We start from the raw sequence: 19,266 nt of genomic DNA on the forward strand, positions 1-19,266 counted from the left end.
ATCCTGTTGGAAGACAAAAAAGTAATGGACCGGATCTGGGAATACGTTACCATTCTTGAAAATTATGAAAGTGGCAATGCAATGAAAGTGGCTGAAGAAGCACATTCGACGGTTAATAAAACTACAGAGAAGATATTTATTACCATCCTTTTTACCCTTGTCATACTTCTTGCTTTTTCCTGGGTGCTGATCAGTGATGTAAACAAAAGCAGGTTTTACAAAAAACAATTAATACAAGAGAAAGAAAAGGCTGAAGATATGGTCCAGGCCAAACAAAGGTTTATTGCTAATATAAGCCACGAGGTAAGAACCCCGCTGAATAGCATTATTGGGTTTTCCAACCAGCTGGAGAAAATAAATCTTAAAACAGAGCATAAAACCTTCGTCAGTGCTATTAAGCAATCTTCCGCTCACCTACTCGATATCATAAATGAAATTCTGGACTATTCAAAAATTGAAGCGGGCAAAATAGAGTTGGAACCCGTCGCTTTGAACTTAGCGGAACTTGCTAAAGATGTTTACCAAATCCTATCGGTCATTGCCCAGGAGAAAAATATTGATTTCAAGCTCGAAACAAAGGCATTAAAACATCCTTTTGTATTGGCCGACCCTATTCGGATGAGGCAAATTCTCCTGAATATTGCAGGCAATGCCATCAAGTTTACGAATGAAGGATCCGTTGAAATGAACCTGTCAGGTACCTTAAGTGAGGAAAACCCAAACCTAAACAATATTCAAATCAGAATAAGCGATACAGGCATAGGGATACCAATTACTGAACAGGAGCATATTTTTGAAGAATTCTCCAGGGGCGACAATAAGGAAGTAAGGAGTCACAAAGGGACCGGACTAGGCTTATCAATCAGCAAAAAACTCGTTGAGGCTATGCATGGCCGTATTGAATTGTTCAGCCGGGAGGGCGAGGGCTCTAGGTTTACGGTACATCTACCACTGCTAATTCCTGAAAAGCAGGAAACAGCAAAAGTGCAGAAGACCGATGCTGCTCAGGATGAGATTTTGGCCAAAATATTGCTGGTTGACGACGACAAACTTAACCACTTGCTTTTAAGATCCTTATTCAGCCCGATAAATGGAATAACATTTTTTGAGGCAGAAAATGCGAGGGAAGGCCTGGAACTGCTGAAAGAACAAAAATTTGACCTCATCATAACCGACATGCAAATGCCTGGCATCTGTGGGGTAAAAATGATCAGACAACTGCGCACAGACCCCCATGCAGTTAATTCAAAAACCCCGGTACTTGCCTGCACGGCTGACATTACCCCTGAAAACCTTAAGGAAATTAAAGAAAGCGGGATAGAAGGTTATTTATCGAAACCCATAAATGAAACCCTGCTCCTTGGAAAGATAAAAGAATTGTTATCCCAATCACTTCCAAATACAGATTCAGTTAATTCTGCCAACGAACAGTTAGAGAAAACCCCGATTGATAGTGCTGCAGAAAAAGCTGAAAAAAACTACGATCTTGAGGGCCTGATTGCCTTTACCAGTGCCAATCCCGAGGCTATTGTGCCCGTTATTGAAGTTTTTATTAAGGATACCAGGATAAACCTTATAAAAATGGAAGAGTACCTAAAGAAAAATAACCAGAACGGGATTTTTACGGTTGCGCATAAGATGAGCAATATGTTTGGACTTCTCAAGGCAGATAAGGCATTATATTACCTGGAAAAGCTAAATCGCAAGCAGAATAGTAACATTTCCAATCAGGAAATCCAGGAGAGTGTTTCTAGTTTAATTAGCTGTAGTAAACAACTGATCGACTCATTAGAAAAGGATCTTAAGGAAATAGCTTCCCAATAAAACCAGGATAACAACTCATTCAAATTAATCGAGCGAAATTCCGTATTGCTTCAGTTTATTGTACAGCGTCCTTCGGTCAATGTTTAGAAGTTTTGCTGCATATGATTTATTGAATTTTGCTTTTTGCAAGGTTGCCAGGATAATTTCTTTCTCCGTTTTGCCAGTTTGGCTTTTCAGGTCATTTTCATTTTCAATGGGTGCATTTTGACCCATCATCTGAGAAAAAATAATCTCCTTAGGCAATGCACTTTTGTCTAACTCCTCTCCTTTTGATAATAGTACAGCCCGTTTAATCACATTTTTAACCTCCCTAATATTTCCGGGCCAGCTATAATTCATGAGTATTTCCATCAAACTATCCGGAATCTTCGTCACATTTCTGTTGAGCTCCTGATTGGCGAGTGTAAGGAAATGCAAAACGAATAAGGGAATGTCAGCTTTTCTTTCTCTTAACGGAGGAACCATGATGCTGAACTCATTGAGCCTGTGATATAGATCTTCGCGAAAATTTCCTTTTTGAACTTCCTTTTGCAAATCTTCATTTGTAGCTACAATAATTCTCACATCCACCGGAATGTTAGTGTTGCTTCCTATTTTCCGGATCTTTCTTTCCTGGATGGCTCTCAGGAGTTTCATCTGTATTTCATAAGAAAGGTTACCGATCTCATCCAGAAATAAGGTTCCAAGATTTGCCGCTTCGAATTGCCCTGTTTTATCCTGAATGGCTCCGGTAAAAGAGCCTTTTATGTGTCCGAAAAATTCACTGCCAGCAAGGTCTCTGGAGAGTGCACCGCAATCAACAGCCACAAAGGGTTTTGAATTGCGAAGGCTTTTCTCATGAATCCTTCGGGCAATGTACTCCTTCCCTGTTCCGCTTTCTCCCTGAATAATCACTGACATATTGGTAGAGGCGACCAAATCAATATGCTCATGAATGACTTTTGATTCTTTACTGCTGGCCTCCAGGTATTCAAGTGCCGGGAGGTTTGAATTGAATGATCTTTCCCGCTTGTTGGAATCACCCGCTGGAGGCTCAGCAATTCTTTCCAGACCGGATTTAATGTGTGAAAGCAGCTCATCAGGATTGACAGGCTTGGCAATGTATTCATAAGCTCCATGCTTTATGGCCTTAACTGCCATTCGTATATCCGCATAAGCCGTCATTAAAATCACAAGGGAATTCGGTGTTTTTTCTTTGATGCTTTTTAAGAGTTCAATCCCATTTTTATCGGGGAGCCGAAAATCAGTGAGGATTACATCATATGGGGTTGATAATACTTTCTCCATAGCTTTCTGAGAAGAAAAAGCCTCGTCTGTTTCAAAACCCTGCCTAACCAAAAAGGTTTTCAAAGTAATGGAAAAACTTACATCGTCATCTACAATTAATATCTTTCTCTTCATCTATCCCCAATAAAAATAATTATTTTAGGCTACCGTCCCTGGAAAGCAACTTATCCAAATTACCCTTTTTCTTTTCCCTAAGCAAGTGTTCTTGTAATGCATTCATGCAATAGGATCATCCAAGTCGCTGAGAAAAAAAACCAGCAGGGAAAGTTCCTTGAATTGATCAATACAAATATAGTCTATAATGTTTGAAGTTTAAAAAGACGCCATTCTTGAATCAAATTAAACCAGCATATGACCTGGCATGAGGATATCAAGACCTATTGTTTAACTTGCTTTTTTCTGTTATAAAAAATTAAAAGGGGATCTAAACGGCCTTCAAATCCTTTTTCTACGCACATTGGGAAATTTGAAGAAAAAGAAAAAAAAGACAAAAAAAAGCTGACCGGAATTCCGGTCAGCTTTTTAAGTATTGATATTAATCTGACAAGGGGAAAGGATCAGAAAACTTTAAGATTTAATCAATACTTACAACCAAATATCTTGTAGTACTCCAGAACTGAGCAGGGTCTTCAATAACAATCTGTGCACCCTCTTCATCAATTATTTCAACAGAATAGCTTCCGTCGGGGTGCTGGCTTATTAAACGCGGGTTTTTTCCTGGGACCTGCAATTTGTCAACCTGCGTGATATTCAGGCGGGTAAAGTATTCACTGTTAATATTTGAGTTGACCAGGAAAGTACGGCCAATGCCCAGAATACCACCGGATTTCTCAATGATGACCTTATCTTCCAGCTCATCGCGTGTTCCATAAGTAAAGTAGGCTGTATTTAATTGTTCAGTCTTTTCTTCGATAATCTGGAGGTTTTCCATTTTCTCCTCCTCCAGTGTTTCAATTGTTTCAGCCAGCGCCATATTGGAAATATTGAGTTCATTCATGTTATCGCGCAAGGTAGATATTTCAATGTTCTTCTCCTCAATTTCACTGGTCAGGCTGGCAACCATAGTTTCAAACTCAGTGATTTTGACATTAGAATTGCGCAATTGCCGGTTCAGTTCGGCAAGCCTCCTCTTGTTGTCTTCCATCAGTTTGCTGATCGCCTCAAGATCAGATTCAATCTGCTTACGAACATCCTGACCCACCTGATCCTGACCACGGGTTTCTTCAGTAATCAGGTTTTGCTTCACTTTAATTTCATTCAGGTTGTCCCGAATCTGAGCCATGGAGTCAAAAAACGTTTTGATATTTTCTTCTTTCTCCTGGGATTCCTGGCGGAGCTGTTCAAGTTCTTCATTCAGGGTTGCCACTTCTTGTTCAAGCTGCTCCTCTCGCTGATTGCAGGAAGCAAAAATTAGAACTACAAGACCCAATACTAAAAATTTAAAATACTTTTTCATTATGATGGTTTTAAAGGTTGATACCTCTTATAATAAACAATCATGCCAATATACCTCAAATTACTAAAAGAAAATTAAATCAGCTGGTAATACAGGCCTTTCGAATTATCGGGTTATTTCTCCAGTGAATCAAAAAGAAAAACCATGAGAAATAATTTTCTCAAAGTGTTGCAATATTCCCAATTCATTGATAGCATTATTTCCGGTCAGAAACAACCACCATTGGAAAATGATTAGCAACTACTTTTCTCGGGGTTTAAACACATTGAAACTTACTTTTGCCCAGGCCAGAACCTTCTGAGGCCAGCCTTCCATTCTAAACACGCATCCCCACAATGGACACATCCACTGGCAGCGGGCTCAGTCTACAAAAAAGGGCAGGGATTTTGTACGGGTAATCCTGGTAGATCACGAACTGGCAGGACCAAAGATCCGGGAGATGGCCCTGGAAATTTTAAGCCAAGCCCAGTGAACCCTTACTTAAAGGACAACGACTGGCTCTGATGAAAAAATATCATCAAGATTAACCAAATTTTCAAGCCCAATGGACAAGAGGCAATGAAAGGGACTTTCCAAAAAACCTAATCCACCGTGAAATAAGTTACGGTTTTCAGTTCATCCCAGGCCCCGCGGGTGAAGTCAGGAATTTTAACCGGCATGCCCTGATTGGCAACGGAGATTTGTGAGAGTTCAATGATGGCAGACCATTCAGCCGCATCGTAGACATCCTGATCGAGGGGCAATCCGTTGCGCAAGCAATAGATCAGGCGATAGTCCATAATGAAGTCCATGCCTCCGTGGCCGCCCACCTGGCGGGCTTTCTCCCCTATTTCCTTAACAAGGGGATGCTCATAAACCTTTAGCAGGGAATCCAGTGCTGCATCTGAAAGGTAACTGTGGGCATCGGGTTCAAGGGCAATGCCGGTTCGGGGCCATTTCTGGGCAAAACCCTTGGTGCCACTCAGCATATGGATACGGCTATAGGGACGCGGACTGGTCACATCATGTTGTATCTTGATGGTCTTGCCCTTCACCGTTTTAATGATGGTAGTGTTCATATCCCCCCTTTGATAATCACGTTGCGCATATTCAGAATCCTCGCCGAATTTATCCTTCGCATATTCAGTAAGGCCAAATTGTCCGCTTGACACCGACACCAGGTATTCCATGCGGTCACCGCGGTGGATGTTCAGTGCGTGGGCCAATGGTCCCAGGCCGTGCATCGGATAAAGGGCACCGTTCTTTGCCTCATTGTGTTTCAGCCGCCACATATCCCAGTAATGGCCGGGTTCGCCTTCTTCGGCAAAAAGCATCGAGCGCAGGTCGTGGATGTAAGCGCCCTCGGCATGGACCAGTTCGCCAAACAGGCCTTGCTGTGCCATGTTCAGCGTGGCCATCTCGAAGAAATCATACACGCAGTTTTCGAGCATCATCATATGCCGGCGGGTCCTCTCAGCTGTATTCACCAACTGCCAGGCCTCTTCAATGGTAAGGGCAGCAGGGATTTCAGTCGCCACGTGTTTGCCCTGTTCCATGGCATACAAGGCGATGGGGGCGTGAAGGTCCCAATGCGTGGTAACATAGATCAGGTCGATGTCATCGCGTTCGCACACCAGCTTCCAGTCCTCAGCACCGGTATAGACATCGGCTTCGGGACGTCCCATCTGCCGAAGGGTCTCCAGGGCTTGTTCCACATTTTCGGGGACCACATCCACCATGGCCACGATTTTGGCTTCTTCAATGAAGCTGAGGCGGTGAACCGCACCCTGCCCGCGCATCCCCAGGCCAATCAGCCCGATGCGAACGGTGTCGATAGGTTCAGCCCTCAGTTCCAGCACGTGCGTCTGCCCCGCCGGACGCTCCGGGGTTTCAAATACTTCCCGGGCTTCAAATAGCTTTTCACCTTCCTTTTCCTGGTTTGCATTACAGCCAGCGAATACCGCCAAAAAAAACAGCATGGCCAGCAAATACGGTTGGAACAGTTTCTTCTCCATGATTGTTGGGTTTATGATTTGAAATAAATTATGAGTCCAGTTTCCCCGCAGGGGATGTCCCCTGCCCTTAACAAATAAGCCGCCCTGAAATGTCTCCAGGTTCATGCATTCTGAATGATGGCTTTCATTTCTTCCTCAAGGGCCTCCATACGAACGATCAGCCTTCGCTGCACCCTGCTACGAATGAGGTTATGCCCGGGATAAGCGGTCTTGTAATATACATCACCGTTCAGGTAATCGGCCAGGAACCGGATCCCCATAATGAAAGCCATCAGCCTGGGCGCCAGGTAAAGATAATCCTTCTCAACCTTTGTAACAAATTCTTTGATTTGTTCAATATACCCCCGGGTGAATGCTTCAAAGGCTTCCATATTGAAGTCAACCTTCCCGAGGTCCTGTTCATCTTCGGCCGAGGTATTGCCACCCGTTCGCAGGGCGTCCCCATAATCGTAGTGAAGGATGCCCGGGCCCACCGTATCCAGATCGATCACGGCAGCAGCCTTTTTTCCCCTAAACAAAAGGTTGTTGATCTTGGTATCGTTGTGTACTACCCGAAGGGAAATCACCCCTTCATCCGTAAGCTTTTCCATCAGGCAAAAAACTTCCTGGCGATCCTTATAAAATGCAACAATATCTTTCACGGATTCCATGCGCCCTGCCAAGTCGTTTTTAACAGCTTCATCCAATTGCCAAATCCGAAAGGAAACCCTTTGAAAATCTTTGATAGCTTCCTTAAAATCAGTGGCATCCAGCTGATGGCAAACCTTGTTAAACCAACCGTAACCCCTCCCCGCTTCATAGGCCTGCCAGGGTTCCTCCACAACCTCCACGGTATATGAATCCTGAATGAATGATGTCATCCGCCAGGCATTTCCTTCTTCGTCAAAGTGAATGAAATGGCCGTTAAGAGTTGGTATCAGCCGGGCAATCACCATGGGATGATCCTTCCCGGCCAGGGCTTCCTGAATCTTCTGATGGGTCATCGCCAGTCCTACGGGGTCCTTGAATACCCCTGTATTGATACGTTGCAGGATATAAGCCTCCTGGGTCCCGGTAAGGCTGAGTTTATAGGTATCGTTAATGTGCCCTTCCCCGAAAGGAACGATCTCGGCAATGGCCTGGGATGGGAAAAACTCCCCGGCAATCTTTTTCAGGCTAAAGAGGTTCATTTCAAATCAGCGGCCCGTCATTTGGGCCGGTGCTATACAAAGGGGTTTACTTATTTCGACTTCAGCTTCTTCCAGGACTTTAGCAGCAGGAAGGCTGAAACCACGGTGATACCAATCATTACCGCCATCTGATCGTATTTGGCGTAAAGAAGGCTCCCGATGGAGAACAGCAAGCTATAGATGGCCATAGCCCCAAAGACCATGCAAAGAATTCCTGTCGGCACATCCCAACGGAGATCCGATTCTTTCACCAGCTCTATGTTTTCTTCCCTTGCCCTATCCACCACTGCCTTCCATCCGGGTCCGCCGGGACGAATCTTGCGGTAGAAATTCCTGAGGGTTTCTTCGCTGATGGGATGGGTAAGGAAGGTGACAACAATCCACGAAATGGAGGTCAAAAAGGTCACGCCCACAAACTTAATGATGTTCCAGTATGTGAAGCTTGTGGTGAAGCCCAACACCTCCACCATATTGTTATCAAGGCGGGTGAGGCCAAAGTTTTCGATCAGAATAAATATCAGGGAAAATACCCCGGCAGCGACCATGGCGGCCATCTCTGAATAGGCATTGATACGCCACCAGAACCAGCGCAGGATATAGATCAGACCAGTGCCTGCCCCAATCATCAACAGATACTGGAAAGCCTGCAGGGCATTTTGAAGCACCAGGGCAAGGAGTACCGAGAACACCATCAGCATGACAGTGCTAAACCTTCCGAAAGCAACTTTCTGCTTCTCGGTGGCTTTGGGGTTATAGAACCTGCCGTAAAAGTCATTCACCAGGTAAGAAGATCCCCAGTTTAGCTGTGATGCGGTGGTCGACATAAAGGCGGCGATCAGCGAGGCCACCACCAGGCCCAGCAAGCCTGCGGGCAGAAACTCCCTTAGCATCGCTGGGTAAGCGAAGTCGTTCTTGATATATTGTGTGGAAACATCCGGAAACTGATCGACCATCGACTGGATATCAGGGAAAATGACCAGGGAGGCAAGGCCTACTAATATCCACGGCCAGGGGCGTAAGGCATAGTGAAAGAAGTTAAACAGGAGGGTGGCACCCACGGCATGGTCTTCATTTTTGGCGGAAAGCATCCGCTGGGCAATGTAGCCTCCCCCGCCGGGTTCCGCCCCGGGATACCAGGCAGCCCACCACTGCACCGCGATGGGTATGAGGAAGACGCTCAAAAACAATTCGGGTTGCGAAAGGCTTGGCACAAAGCTAAGCTTATCGGCCACACTGGGATGGGCGAACAAGGCCGACAGGCCGCCTACCTCGGGTGACTTCACCACCAGCACGGCTGCCAAAATGGCTCCAAACATCGCAAAACTAAACTGAAACAGGTCGGTCCAAAGGATAGATTTTAATCCTCCCAGACCACTATAAAATACTACAATAACGGCCGCAATGATCAGGGCCGGGGCCGGCTTGATCCCCATCATCACCCCTGCAATCTTAATGAAGGCAAGGGATACGCTGGCAATCACCATCACGTTGAAAAAGAAACCCAGGTAAATGGCCCTGAAGCCCCTCAGAAATGCTGCCATCTTCCCGCTATAGCGCAATTCGTAAAATTCCAGGTCGGTCATCACCTGCGAACGGTTCCACAGTCGGGCATAGACAAATACCGTCAACATCCCTGTCAGCAGGAAAGCCCACCACAACCAGTTGCTGGCCACACCACCCGTACGAACCATATCGGTCACCAGGTTGGGCGTGTCGGCGGAGAAGGTGGTGGCCACCATCGAGACTCCCAGCAGCCACCAGGGCATATTGCGGCCGGAAAGAAAAAAGTTGGTCGTGCTCTTGCCTGCCTGTCGTGAAGCCAGGTATCCAATGGTCAGCAGGATAACAAAAAAGATTGCCACAACAACCCAGTCTATTCTTTGTAGTATCATAGTTTAATGATTAAATGGGTTTACGCTGATGCGTTTTATAAGAGCAGTTATGGATTACAAAATCAGGGGTAAAAGTATGTAAAAAAACCGATTGAAAAATGGATCAGGGTCTTAAAAAACTTTTCCCGGATGGGGTGTTTAGCCAGCCCGCCTATGACTTGAGCCAACAGTGCAAAAGCAAAATCCGGTGAAAATGCCAATTAACAGAAAGAAAACAAATCATTATTTTTACACGGAATATCCTTAAAAAATCAAGCCCATTCCATCATGAAGAGAAAGCGGATTCTAACCGGACTTTTTTTGATTTTCCTTTCATCTATTGCCTTTTCGCAGGCCGATTGGGAAGATCCAAACATCCTGGAACGTAACAAGGAACCAGGTCGAAGCGTGTTTTTCAGTTATGACACGCGTGAGGCTGCCCTCTCTGCCGATCATCAGGACGCTCCCTGGAAGCTGTTGCTCGACGGACAATGGCGCTTTCACCTGGCCAATAATCCTGTCAGCCGGCCCGCTGACTTCTATCGTGAGGATTATGATGTGAGCCGCTGGAATCTCATACAGGTGCCAGGCAACTGGGAGTTCCAGGGCTATGACTACCCCATCTATGTAAACCACCCCTATGAATTTGCCGACCCGCGTACCCCCATTACTGAACTTAACAACGGGCCTGAACCACCCAGGATCCCCCAGGATTACAATCCTGTGGGTTCTTACAGGCGAACGTTTGATTTGCCCCAAAGCTGGGATAATCGCCAAATATTCATTCATTTCGGATCGGTCAAATCGGCTTTTTACCTTTGGGTCAACGGACAGATGGTGGGTTACAGCCAGGGCAGCAAACTCCCCTCTGAGTTCAACATCACCCCTTATGTAAAACCCGGACAAACCAATATGGTAGCCGTAGAAGTATACCGCTGGAGCGATGGCAGCTACCTCGAATGCCAGGACTTCTGGCGGGTAAGTGGCATTCACCGTTCCGTTTTCCTCTACAGCCAGCCCCAAACCCGTATTGCCGACTTTGAAGTGGTAACTGATCTTGACCCGAGTTTCGAACTGGGGCTATTGGCGCTTCACATTGATCTGAAAAACCATCTGGATAAGAAATCCCCCATTACCCTGGAATATGAAGTCATGGAAGGGGATGGTTTTTTATCGAAGGGTACTTCAAAGATCACCCTTGACGGGAATGCAACGCACACGGAAGTTTTCAACGGAGCCGTCATGGGGGTTAAACCCTGGAGCGCCGAATTCCCAAACCTGTATACTTTGCTGATCACCCTCAAAGACCGCAGGGGCAGGATACTGGAAACTACCTCCACCAGGATAGGCTTCCGCAGGGTGGAGATCGTCCGCGGGCAGTTGCTCGTAAACGGCGTTCCCATTACCCTGAAGGGCACCAACATCCACGAACACAGCCCCGAAACCGGCCAATACCTCAGCGAGGAGTATATGCTCAGGGACATTCGCCTGATGAAGCAGTTTAACTTCAATGCGGTAAGGTTAAGCCACTACCCTTTCCCCGAGCGCTGGTATGAGTTATGCGATGAGCATGGATTGTATGTGGTGGATGAGGCCAACATTGAATCACACGGCCTGTATTACGGCGAACGCTCCCTGGCCAAATTCCCTGAGTGGGAGGCCGCCCATACCGACCGGATGGTTCGCATGGTGAAGCGCGACAAGAACCATCCCTCGGTCATCATCTGGTCGATGGGAAACGAAGCCGGCAATGGGGTTAATTTTTATGCAGGCTATGAGGCCATCAAGGCGGCCGACCGCAGCAAAAGACCCGTGCAGTATGAACGCACCGAGGTCGGCAGCCGCTTTGCCCTGGAATTCGACTGGAACACCGACATCATCGTTCCCCAGTATCCCTCGCCTGCCACCTTCGAGTGGTTTGGCCAGCACCAGCTCGACCGGCCCTTCATCCCCTCGGAGTATGCCCACGCCATGGGCAACAGCATGGGCAACTTCCAGGAATACTGGAACGAGATCAACAAATACCCCCAGCTGCAGGGGGGCTTTATCTGGGACTGGGTCGATCAGGGCGTCAGGGAAACCGATGAAGAAGGAAGATCCTATTTTGCTTATGGGGGCGACTACGGCGAAGGTTTGCCTTCCGATGGCAATTTCCTCTTCAATGGTGTCGTATTCCCTGACAGGGGCATCAAGCCAGCGTTGTATGAAGTGAAAAAAGCCCACGAATCCATTCGTTTTAAGGTGCTCCGCGTGCACGAAGGCACCGCCAGGGTGCTTATCGAAAACCGCTATGATTTTACTCCCTTAAATCATTTTGTTTTCACTGCCTATATCAAAGCCGACGGCCGGGTGTTGCAAAATCTGACGATGCCTGAAATTGTTGTTGAACCCCATTCCAGCAAGGTCTTCAACCTATTCCTGGGAGCTATTGAAGTGCAGCCCAATACGGAGTATTTCCTGCATTTTGAAGCCCGCACCCTCGAGGAAACCGCTATGGTCCCTGCCGGACATTTGGCAGCTAACGAACAGGTGAAGCTGCCCTGGTTTGAAAGGCAGGAGCTCACCGCCGACCATGGTCCGGCCCTCAGCCTGGAAGAAAACGAACAGGAAGTCAGACTGTTCAATGAAAGCGTTTCCCTTCGGTTCAACCGCCAGACAGGCATCCTGGAAAGCTATGCCTATGAGGGCACAGAGTTCCTCTACCAGGGGATGGGCCCCCAGCCAGACCTGTGGAGGGCGCCCACTGACAATGACTTTGGCAACAGGATGCCCACAGAAAATATTAACTGGAAAAAAGCAGTCCGGGAACTTAGATTAGCGAGTTTTGAGCTGATCAAGAAGGCTGAGAATCTCTATGCGATAAGCATCCAATGGTCCTTGCCAACGGTGGAAACCTTTTTCGAAATGCAATATACCATTTCAGGCAATGGGCAGGTACACCTCCGCAATCACCTCAGCGCCTCGTCTAATGAAACTTCCGACATCCCTCGTGCAGGGATGGTACTTTGCCTGCGCGATGCCTTCAACCAGTTTACCTGGTATGGCCGCGGCCCATGGGAGAATTACCCCGACCGCAAGGCTTCCGCTTTTGTTGACCTCTATTCAAGCAAGGTATCCGAACTGCTGGTGCCCTACGAGCGCCCCCAGGAAAATGGCAACAAAACGGATGTCCGCTGGGCCGCCCTTACCAATGCCTTTGGCATTGGCCTGATGGCCGTGAGTGATCCGGATGATGAAAGCCTGGAGATGACGGCCCTGCCCTATCTCAGCCAGGACCTGGATGCCCGCGAGGGATATGACTACGGGCCAGTCCATCTCGAAAATAAACATATCTCGCAGGTCAGCCCCCGCAAGCTGGTACGCTGGAACATTGACTTCGGGCAGCGTGGCGTGGCAGGGGTCGACAGCTGGGGGGCACGCCCCCTTGAACAATATCAGCTGAAACCTGACCGCGATTATGCCTGGGGCTTCACCCTCATCCCCATCCAGGTCAACACCCTGGAGGAAATGACAGAGATCGGCAAAAGCAGGTAAGTTTTGCCTTTGCTTTCTTGAACTTTTTCTGGAGGACGCAATCAGGGTTCTGCCCGCTTAGAATCTCAGACCATACTCATAGTTAATACGGAGTTAATACGGAGTTTATTCGGTTTAAACCGAATAAACTCCGTATTAACTCCCTCTGTGGCCCGAAAATATTGATGTTTTGAAATAAAAAACGACCTTGACAGGCGTGTCGAAAAGCCTGTCATTCAAAGGAAAACAGGGAGCTATTGCGAAGGGGAAGGAAAATCCTTACATTTGTAATAGCTTTCAATTGTTCCCTGATATTTTGTTCATTTAACAGGAAGGAGGGGCGATGAATAAGAAGGAAATCCTGACGATTCCCAATCTGCTGAGCTTTTACCGGCTCCTGATGTTCCCTGTCATTTTGTATTTCATCCTTTCGGGCCATGAAAAGTTTTTTGCCTTGTTCCTGGTGATTAACCTGGTGACCGATGTGGCCGACGGATTCATTGCCAAGAAGTTCAATATGGCCACCGAGTTTGGGGCAAAGCTCGACTCCATTGCCGACGACTTCACCTATTTCCTGGCTTTCCTGGGCCTGGTGGTTTTTAAGCTCGATGACTTCCTGCCCCACATTCACAGTTTCATTTTCTGGTTTGTTTTGATGGCATCCACATTGGTGTTTTCCCTGGTCAAGTTTGGCCGCCTTCCCAGTTTTCACCTCTATTCTTTTAAGATCGGAGGATATATTCAGGCCTTCTTTTTCATCATTCTTTTCACCTTTGGGTTCATCACTCCCCTGTATTATTTTATGGTGACCTGGGGCATTCTGGCCGCCCTTGAGCACCTGAGCATTCAATTCATCCTCACAGAAATGCGCTCGAATGCGAAAGGGCTTTACTGGGTTATGAAAGAACAGAAACATGGAAGATGAAGCGGATAGCCCTTATCTCCGGTTTGTAAACCCCCTTCTAAATCTATATATTCAAAAATATTACCTACCTTTCGGCCAAATATCAGGAATCTTACCTGGGGAAGAGATTCAGGAGGCCTTGGTTTTGCTGTGAATATCTTCCACCTTTGGTTCCGGGGAAAAAGTCCATTATGATATTTCACAGTCCGTTTGAGTATGCATATCTCTGGCTGCCGCTGGTAGGATTTATCATCGGATTCCTGGCGTCGCTGATCGGCGGAGGCGGAGGTTTCTTTTTCCCACCCATCCTGATCCTGTTGTTTGGGGTAGATGCCCAGGTGGCCGTTGCCACTTCGCTGGCGGCCACCCTTCCTATTTGCCTGGTAGGTTCTGTGGCACATTACCGTAAGGGTAATATTGATTTGCGGATGGGGGTGGTTTTCGGTTTGGCAGGCATCCTGGGAGCCCTTACAGGAGCTGGATTTACCGGGCTGATGACCGCTGAGCAACTTAAGACCACTTTCGGAGCTTATTCTTTTCTCCTCGCCCTGAATATGCTTTTTAACAATTTCCGGGACCAGAAAAAAATCAAGAATGATCAAGTCATCCCTGAGAAATCACCCCTTAGAAAGACTTTTCTTGGGTCAGTGTACGGATATATCGGAGGGATGGTCACAGGGACTTTCGGCACCAGTGGCACGGCCCCGGTACTTGCAGGCTTGTTTTCCCTGCGCATGCCCATAAAAATGGTGGTGGGGACTTCCTTAATGATTATATTTGTCAATACAGTTTCAGCCCTTGGGGCCCACTTTCTGGTAGGGGAAATCGATATGACCCTGGTCTATTTCCTCGCTTTTGGGGCAACCATCGGAGCTTTTTCAAGCCCCAGGCTGTTGGCAGGGATCAGGATCGGGCGGGCTGAAGGAAAAATCAAGCAATATTATGCCCTGGCCATGGCCTTGGTTGGCCTGATCATGATTGTAACCTGATGATCTTTTTTTAAACCATTGATAATTTAAACGGTGGCTTAATGATCAAAACCATTTACATCATCATCCTTTCCTATTTCGTGCTGGGAGCCCTGGGGTTCTACCTGATCAATCGCCGCAAAGAAGCCCGTGAAGCCAGAAAAAGTTATACCAAGCTGGCCACTTATTTTGTGATCATCAACCTGTTGTTTTTCAGCATCGTTCTAAAGCCTTTCTTTTTTGATATCCTGGCCATTCTGATCATTGGCATGGGATTCATCGAAATCACCCGGCTATTCTGGAAATCAGGTTTTTCGCATAAGGCTTTTTTTGTCCTGTCCTTTTTAATCCTGGCCATTTTTTCTGCCGGCTTTCTGCGTTTTAGTAAGCTTGATCCCGGCCTGATCCTGTTCACTTTCCTGGTGCTTTCAATATTTGACAGTTTCAGCCAGATCTCGGGACAACTTTTTGGCCGGCGAAAAATTTTCCCAAAGATCAGTCCCAACAAAACCCTGGGAGGTCTGATCGGGGGAACCCTGATCGCCCTGCTCAGCACCCTGCTGATCAGGGGGCTGGTTGGCACACCCGCCCTGAAGGCCTTTCAACTGGCTTTGGGAATCATCTTGTTTGCTTTTATCGGTGATTTTTTAACCTCTTATTTCAAGCGGAAATACCAGGTGAAGGATTACAGTAGCCTCATTCCCGGACACGGGGGTTTTCTTGACCGTTTTGACAGTCTGATCGCAGGCGGTGCTTGGATCGCGCTGGCTGTTCTCATTTAAGAACCTAAAACACCGCGGAAATGAAAAACCAGATCGTACTAACCATCCTGTTTTCAATTGGCATCACGTTGTTGCTGATTTTCAATGAGCTGACCTACAGGCGATTGGGCATCAAGGGAGAGATCACCCGCAAGTTTGCTCATTTCACGGCAACCTTGTCGACCATTACATTCCCTTATCTCTTTGACGACCATTGGTATGTGCTTTTTATGGCTGTGGGGTTCTTTATCATCCTGTTCATCAGCCGGCACGGCACCCAGTTAAAATCCATCCATGATATTGACCGCAAATCAGTGGGAAGTTATATGTTGCCAGTGGCTATATACATTACTTTCCTGATCTCCATCAAGCTGGACAACCAGTTTCTTTTCATACTGCCGATGCTGATCCTGGCCATCTGCGACCCCATCGCAGGGATCCTGGGTTTGAACCTTCAGCAGTATAACAGCAAAATCCAATTGTTTGGCAGAAAGCTGAAGAAGACCTGGCTGGGATCGGGTTCTTTCTTCGTTTCCAGTTTCATCATCAGTATCATTGCCTTGTATTTCAACAGGATGGTTTTCGATGTAAAAACCTTTTGGTTCGCCCTGGGCATTGCCCTGGTAAGTACCCTGACCGAGTTGTTCAGCTGGAGGGGTTTGGATAACCTGCTGATCCCTATTAGTGTCCTTATAATGCTGATTCTATTTCTTTAATTCAAAAATTCTTACATTATGAAAATAATGGTCCGAGAAGAAAACATTCTGAATGTACCCAACGCCCTAAGCCTGTTGCGCTTGCTTAGTTTCCCCGTGCTTCTGGTCCTTGGTTTCCTGGGTAAGGAATGGTGGTTTGCCATCCTGATCAGTGCCAGCCTGATCACCGATATTCTGGACGGGAATATTGCCCGCTATTTTAAGCTGCAGACCCGTTTTGGGGCAGCCCTCGACAACCTGGCGGATATTGGAATTTATATCATGGCCCTTTTTGGAATTGTCAAGTTTAAATGGGCTGAGATTCAACCTCACGCCTGGTTGCTGTACCTTTTCTTTGCCGTACTGATAATGAGTTACATCATTGCCTTTTACCGTTTTAAAAAGATTCCGGGGCTTCACCTCTATTCCGCAGTAACCTCTGGTTATCTGCAGGGGTTTTTCTTCATTGTCCTTTTTATTTATGAATTTATCCCGTGGTTATATTACCTCGCTGTGGGTTTGGGCGTATTGGCCTATATAGAAAAGATCCTGGTGCTGCTCAGGCTCGACGACATTAAGTCGGGTGTAAAAGGCCTGTACTGGTTAATGAGGAAGGAAAAAGAATAGCATATGGCCCTTGTGATCGTCAGTGAAACCCTGAACCTGCAGCCCTGGATAGTGGCCCTAAAAAAGGCTGACCCGGAGGTGGAGGTCATCACCCTGCAAGCGTTAAAAGATCCGGGGAAGGTTGCTTTTGCCCTGGCCTGGAATCACCGGCCTGGCATTTTCAGGGAATTCCCCAAGCTAAAGACGATCTCATCGATGGGAGCAGGTGTGGATCACCTGATGAGGGACCCTGACATCCCGCAGCACATCCGGATCGTGCGCATCATTGACCCCTTGCTTTCGCAGGATATGTATGAGTTTGTTTTGGCCTTGATTCTCAGCCGGATGAAGAATCTGCGCCTTTTTCAAGAGCAGCAAAAGCAAAAGCTGTGGAAGAAAAAACGCTACCTGCGCCTGGACCAGGTGCGGATAGGTATCATGGGCACGGGCATCATCGGGCATCACGTGGCCTCCGGATTGTTAAGGGTCGGTTTCCAAGTCTTTGGCTGGAGCCGAAGCGAGGGGCAACCCACTGCCTATCAGAAATTTTTTGGAGAAGTACAATTGAAGGATTTCCTGGGTCAGACCGATATCCTGGTTTGTCTGCTGCCCCTCACCCCGGAAACCAAGGGAATACTGAACCGGAAACACTTGTCTATGCTGCCCGAAGGGGCTTGGGTAATCAATGTGGGACGCGGGGCACACGTGGTCGATGAAGAACTGATGGAGGTGATTGATTCGGGTCACCTGGATGGTGCCAGCCTGGATGTATTCAACGAGGAGCCCCTGTCGTCTCTGCATCCTTTCTGGAGCCATCCCAAAATTCATATCAGCCCTCATAATGCCAGCCTGACCGATCCGGATTCTGTAGCTCCCCAGATCCTTGAGAACTATTACCGTACCCTGCGCGGAGAACCCCTGCTAAACATGGTGAACCGGGAAGCGGGATACTGAGAAAGCGTTTTTCTGATTCAATATTTATATCCCTGACCTGGGAATCTGCTTTTCAACTATATTCGCAAGCAAAAAACAGCCTTATTATGATCGATCTTCACGGCATCTTCCCTCCCCTGACAACACCCTTTGACAAATCAGAGAATCTGCGTCCCGACAAGCTACGTCAAAACATTCAAAAACTCAGCCGATATGATTTATCAGGTTTTCTTGTTTTGGGCTCCAATGGCGAGCTGGTGATGCTTGAGCATAAGGAAAAGCTGGAGGTCATTTATGCGGCGCGGGAAGTCATAGCGCCCGATAAGCTGATGCTGGCAGGGACAGGATGCGAATCGACCCGTGATACGATTCAACTGACTCGTGAAGCCGGGAAGGCAGGCGCTGATGCTGTGCTGGTGCTCAATCCCTCCTATTACAAAGGGCAGATGGACCTGGAGGCGCTTGTGAGCCATTATGCTGCCGTGGCCGAGGCTTCCACCATCCCCGTAATCATTTACAACATGCCCTCGAACAGCGGGCTGGATATGACGGCCGAAACCATCCTGGCCATTGCTGCACATCCCAACATCATCGGGCTGAAAGACTCCGGGGGGAACCTGGAAAAAATGGAACAGATCATCCATGGCGCAAAGCCCGGCTTCCAGGTGCTGGCCGGTTCGGCGGGTTTCCTTTTGCCCGCCCTGAAGCTGGGCGCCGTGGGAGGCATTGCCGCCCTGGCCAATATTGCCCCGGCACAATGCATCGAGATTTACCAATTGTTCGGGGAAGGAAAGATGGAGGAAGCACAGGCTTTTCAGGAAAAGATCATTGCCCTCAACCTGGCGGTAACCCGTCAGTGGGGAGTCCCTGCGCTTAAAGAAGCCATGGACCACCTCGGTTTATATGGAGGAGCCTCCCGTAAACCCTTGCTGCCCCTGAAAAAGGAGCGCAGGGAACAATTGCTGCAACTGATGGAAGAGGTCTTATAAGCCGGGCGCTGATCAAGCAGGTGAACCTTCCCTTTTTTCGAATGTTTATCTTTCAGAAACCTGAAAAATGTCAAGCATGAGAAAGCTGATCTCCTTGTTATTGTTCCTGCAGGCAATGGTAACTATTGGCCAGACTCCCACCCATATCCCAACTGACAATGAGCCGGTTGGCTTTTTTGAGACCCCCGGCAACATTGTTCTTTTCATCGTGATCCCCATTGCCGTGGTAATCCTGTATTACCTCTGGCGGAAAAGGCTTCGCAGGGAAGCGGAAGAGCAAGAAAAAGAAAAGTAGT

General features: G+C 47.4%; 15 protein-coding genes. 10 read left to right on the forward strand and 5 right to left on the reverse strand.

Features of this window, described 5'->3' with window-relative positions; translation table 11 throughout:
- The first annotated feature begins 258 nt into the window (after positions 1-258).
- A complete protein-coding gene (locus tag V2I46_09690; protein MEE4177770.1) occupies positions 259-1,824 on the forward strand; it encodes an ATP-binding protein in 1,566 nt (521 codons plus the stop codon).
- A gap of 24 nt (positions 1,825-1,848) precedes the next feature.
- Here V2I46_09690 and V2I46_09695 read toward each other — a convergent pair whose 3' ends face one another.
- The 5 genes from V2I46_09695 to V2I46_09715 form a co-directional block, all read right to left on the reverse strand.
- The gene (locus V2I46_09695; protein ID MEE4177771.1) at positions 1,849-3,225 is read right to left on the reverse strand and encodes a sigma-54 dependent transcriptional regulator; all 1,377 of its coding nucleotides are present in this window, start codon (positions 3,223-3,225) and stop codon (positions 1,849-1,851) included.
- A gap of 460 nt (positions 3,226-3,685) precedes the next feature.
- Positions 3,686-4,567, reverse strand: a complete 882-nt coding sequence (locus V2I46_09700) for a hypothetical protein (GenBank protein ID MEE4177772.1) — start codon at positions 4,565-4,567, stop codon at positions 3,686-3,688.
- A gap of 581 nt (positions 4,568-5,148) precedes the next feature.
- Positions 5,149-6,561 carry a Gfo/Idh/MocA family oxidoreductase gene (locus V2I46_09705; GenBank protein ID MEE4177773.1) on the reverse strand — a complete coding sequence of 471 codons (1,413 nt, stop codon included), beginning with the start codon at positions 6,559-6,561 and terminating at the stop codon, positions 5,149-5,151.
- A gap of 101 nt (positions 6,562-6,662) precedes the next feature.
- A complete protein-coding gene (locus tag V2I46_09710) occupies positions 6,663-7,730 on the reverse strand; it encodes an aminoglycoside phosphotransferase family protein (protein ID MEE4177774.1) in 1,068 nt (355 codons plus the stop codon).
- Positions 7,731-7,780: 50 nt separating this feature from the next.
- Positions 7,781-9,622, reverse strand: coding sequence for a sodium:solute symporter family protein (locus V2I46_09715; GenBank protein MEE4177775.1), 1,842 nt, complete (start codon positions 9,620-9,622; stop codon positions 7,781-7,783).
- 267 nt (positions 9,623-9,889) lie between these two features.
- Between V2I46_09715 and V2I46_09720 the strand changes: the two genes are divergently transcribed.
- From V2I46_09720 to V2I46_09760, 9 genes are all read left to right on the forward strand, one after another.
- Positions 9,890-13,135, forward strand: coding sequence for a glycoside hydrolase family 2 TIM barrel-domain containing protein (locus tag V2I46_09720; GenBank protein ID MEE4177776.1), 3,246 nt, complete (start codon positions 9,890-9,892; stop codon positions 13,133-13,135).
- Between the two features lie 322 nt (positions 13,136-13,457).
- Positions 13,458-14,039: a CDP-alcohol phosphatidyltransferase family protein gene (locus tag V2I46_09725; protein MEE4177777.1), complete on the forward strand. Its 582-nt coding sequence runs from the start codon at positions 13,458-13,460 to the stop codon at positions 14,037-14,039.
- 170 nt (positions 14,040-14,209) lie between these two features.
- Positions 14,210-15,007, forward strand: coding sequence for a sulfite exporter TauE/SafE family protein (locus V2I46_09730; protein MEE4177778.1), 798 nt, complete (start codon positions 14,210-14,212; stop codon positions 15,005-15,007).
- Positions 15,008-15,048: 41 nt separating this feature from the next.
- Positions 15,049-15,768, forward strand: coding sequence for a phosphatidate cytidylyltransferase (locus tag V2I46_09735; protein ID MEE4177779.1), 720 nt, complete (start codon positions 15,049-15,051; stop codon positions 15,766-15,768).
- A gap of 20 nt (positions 15,769-15,788) precedes the next feature.
- A complete protein-coding gene (locus V2I46_09740; GenBank protein ID MEE4177780.1) occupies positions 15,789-16,463 on the forward strand; it encodes a hypothetical protein in 675 nt (224 codons plus the stop codon).
- 18 nt (positions 16,464-16,481) lie between these two features.
- On the forward strand, positions 16,482-17,069 hold the full coding sequence (locus V2I46_09745) for a CDP-alcohol phosphatidyltransferase family protein (GenBank protein ID MEE4177781.1): 588 nt from the start codon (positions 16,482-16,484) through the stop codon (positions 17,067-17,069).
- A gap of 3 nt (positions 17,070-17,072) precedes the next feature.
- Positions 17,073-18,002 carry a glyoxylate/hydroxypyruvate reductase A gene (locus V2I46_09750; protein ID MEE4177782.1) on the forward strand — a complete coding sequence of 310 codons (930 nt, stop codon included), beginning with the start codon at positions 17,073-17,075 and terminating at the stop codon, positions 18,000-18,002.
- Between the two features lie 86 nt (positions 18,003-18,088).
- A complete protein-coding gene (locus V2I46_09755; GenBank protein ID MEE4177783.1) occupies positions 18,089-18,970 on the forward strand; it encodes a dihydrodipicolinate synthase family protein in 882 nt (293 codons plus the stop codon).
- Positions 18,971-19,046: 76 nt separating this feature from the next.
- Positions 19,047-19,265 carry a hypothetical protein gene (locus tag V2I46_09760; protein ID MEE4177784.1) on the forward strand — a complete coding sequence of 73 codons (219 nt, stop codon included), beginning with the start codon at positions 19,047-19,049 and terminating at the stop codon, positions 19,263-19,265.
- Position 19,266: the final 1 nt, after the last annotated feature.

This window comes from Bacteroides sp., assembly GCA_036351255.1.
In the GTDB taxonomy this organism is placed as follows: domain Bacteria; phylum Bacteroidota; class Bacteroidia; order Bacteroidales; family UBA7960; genus UBA7960.

Bases quoted from the DNA above. Each gene is read 5' to 3' on its own strand.
- V2I46_09690 (MEE4177770.1), top strand. From the start codon at position 259: ATGGTCCAGGCCAAACAAAGGTTTATTGCTAATATAAGCCACGAGGTA.
- V2I46_09695 (MEE4177771.1), bottom strand. From the start codon at position 3,225: ATGAAGAGAAAGATATTAATTGTAGATGACGATGTAAGTTTTTCCATT.
- V2I46_09700 (MEE4177772.1), bottom strand. From the start codon at position 4,567: ATGAAAAAGTATTTTAAATTTTTAGTATTGGGTCTTGTAGTTCTAATT.
- V2I46_09705 (MEE4177773.1), bottom strand. From the start codon at position 6,561: ATGGAGAAGAAACTGTTCCAACCGTATTTGCTGGCCATGCTGTTTTTT.
- V2I46_09710 (MEE4177774.1), bottom strand. From the start codon at position 7,730: ATGAACCTCTTTAGCCTGAAAAAGATTGCCGGGGAGTTTTTCCCATCC.
- V2I46_09715 (MEE4177775.1), bottom strand. From the start codon at position 9,622: ATGATACTACAAAGAATAGACTGGGTTGTTGTGGCAATCTTTTTTGTT.
- V2I46_09720 (MEE4177776.1), top strand. From the start codon at position 9,890: ATGAAGAGAAAGCGGATTCTAACCGGACTTTTTTTGATTTTCCTTTCA.
- V2I46_09725 (MEE4177777.1), top strand. From the start codon at position 13,458: ATGAATAAGAAGGAAATCCTGACGATTCCCAATCTGCTGAGCTTTTAC.
- V2I46_09730 (MEE4177778.1), top strand. From the start codon at position 14,210: ATGATATTTCACAGTCCGTTTGAGTATGCATATCTCTGGCTGCCGCTG.
- V2I46_09735 (MEE4177779.1), top strand. From the start codon at position 15,049: ATGATCAAAACCATTTACATCATCATCCTTTCCTATTTCGTGCTGGGA.
- V2I46_09740 (MEE4177780.1), top strand. From the start codon at position 15,789: ATGAAAAACCAGATCGTACTAACCATCCTGTTTTCAATTGGCATCACG.
- V2I46_09745 (MEE4177781.1), top strand. From the start codon at position 16,482: ATGAAAATAATGGTCCGAGAAGAAAACATTCTGAATGTACCCAACGCC.
- V2I46_09750 (MEE4177782.1), top strand. From the start codon at position 17,073: ATGGCCCTTGTGATCGTCAGTGAAACCCTGAACCTGCAGCCCTGGATA.
- V2I46_09755 (MEE4177783.1), top strand. From the start codon at position 18,089: ATGATCGATCTTCACGGCATCTTCCCTCCCCTGACAACACCCTTTGAC.
- V2I46_09760 (MEE4177784.1), top strand. From the start codon at position 19,047: ATGAGAAAGCTGATCTCCTTGTTATTGTTCCTGCAGGCAATGGTAACT.